The following is a 1434-nucleotide window of genomic DNA, read 5'->3' as shown; positions in this document are numbered from 1 at the left end:
ACAGGTTTGTGTGTCAGTAGCTCAAGTGAACGCCCAGGCTGGCCAGCGCTTTCCAGTAGTCAGGGTAGGTCTTGGCTACGCAATCAGGGTCTTGGATGCGAATGCCCGAGACTTTCAGCCCGGCCAGGGCAAAGCACATGGCGATGCGATGGTCGGCGTGGGTATCGATCAGTGCGGTGCAGGCGGTGCCAGCCAAAGCGGGGTCGCTGGCAACCAGCAGGTCATCACCTTCGATGGTCGCCAGGCCCGGGCGAATTTCGTTGAGGCCATCGTGCAGCGCCTGCACGCGGTCACATTCCTTGACGCGCAGGTTCGCCAGTTCAGTGAAGCGCACCGGGGTATTGTTGAATGCGGCGAGCACCGCCAGGGTCGGGATCGCATCCTGCATTTGTGAACCCACCACCGTGGCCTGCATGTTCGGGAATTGCGCGATCACGGCCTGTGCCTTGGCGTCGGGCTGGGTGAAATCCTGCGCGGCTACACCAATATCGATACGGCCACCGGTCAGTACTTCTGCGGCCCACAGGTAAGTGGCGGCGGAAGCGTCGGGTTCGATCAGGTAATCATGGGCGGTATAGCCCGTGGGGGCCACGCGCCAGGTGGTGTCGTCCACGATGTCTACCTGGGCCCCGAACGCACGCATGCAATCGAGGGTCAGGTCCACATAGCCACGGGCGCCGATGTCCTTGCCGGTCAGCGCCACTTCAATCGGTGCTTCGCCGCACGCCGCCAGCATCAGCAGGGCCGATACGTACTGGCTGGACAAGCCTCCGTCAATCTCAAAACGCCTGGCCTGGACCTTGCCCGCGCCATGCACCGTTACCGGTGGGCAACCGGTGGGGCTGTCGACCTGGATGCCGTTCTGGCCCAGGGTGGCCAGCAGCGGGCCGATCGGGCGTTTTTGCATGTACTCGTCACCGTCCAGTACCACGGTGCCTTGCACGGTGGCGACGGCAGCCGTGAGAAAGCGCATGGCGGTGCCGGCGTTGCCGAGGAACAACGGCTGGGCCGGCAATTGCAGCGAGCCTTGGCTGGTGACGACAAAGGTGGTGTCGTCCGGCTCGTCGATGGTGACGCCCATCTGCCGCAGGGCGACCGACATATGGCGTGTGTCATCGCTTTTGAGCGCGCCGCTCAAACGGCTGGTGCCCTTGGCCAGTGCCGCGAGCAACAGAGCACGGTTGGTAATGGATTTGGAGCCGGGGGGCGCGACCTTGCCAGTGAGGGGGAAGTTGGGCGGTGTAACGGTCACGGTTTTCTGCGAACTCAAGGTACAAGGCTCCTGGTCAAGGCGAGGTGGCGTGGAGTGGCCGACGTGCGGACCCGAATCATCAGGCAAACACGCCATGCTTGTCGAGTGAGTGGGTGATCTGCGTATTTTATTGGCATGCGCTGCGGCCCGAATGTAGGAGCGAGCTTGCTCGCGAAAAACGT

General features: G+C 62.8%; 1 protein-coding gene. It reads right to left on the bottom strand.

What is annotated here, in order from left to right; translation table 11 throughout:
• Nucleotides 1-13 precede the first annotated feature (13 nt).
• The gene (locus GIW79_RS29475; RefSeq protein WP_034127624.1) at nt 14-1270 is read right to left on the bottom strand and encodes a 3-phosphoshikimate 1-carboxyvinyltransferase; all 1257 of its coding nucleotides are present in this window, start codon (nt 1268-1270) and stop codon (nt 14-16) included.
• Nucleotides 1271-1434 lie beyond the last annotated feature (164 nt).

The organism is Pseudomonas sp. PA-7-1E, from assembly GCF_021605325.1.
Classification (GTDB): domain Bacteria; phylum Pseudomonadota; class Gammaproteobacteria; order Pseudomonadales; family Pseudomonadaceae; genus Aquipseudomonas; species Aquipseudomonas fluorescens_BV.
Note: the sequence above shows the minus strand (reverse complement) of the source record. Positions and strands in the feature narration are given on the sequence as shown.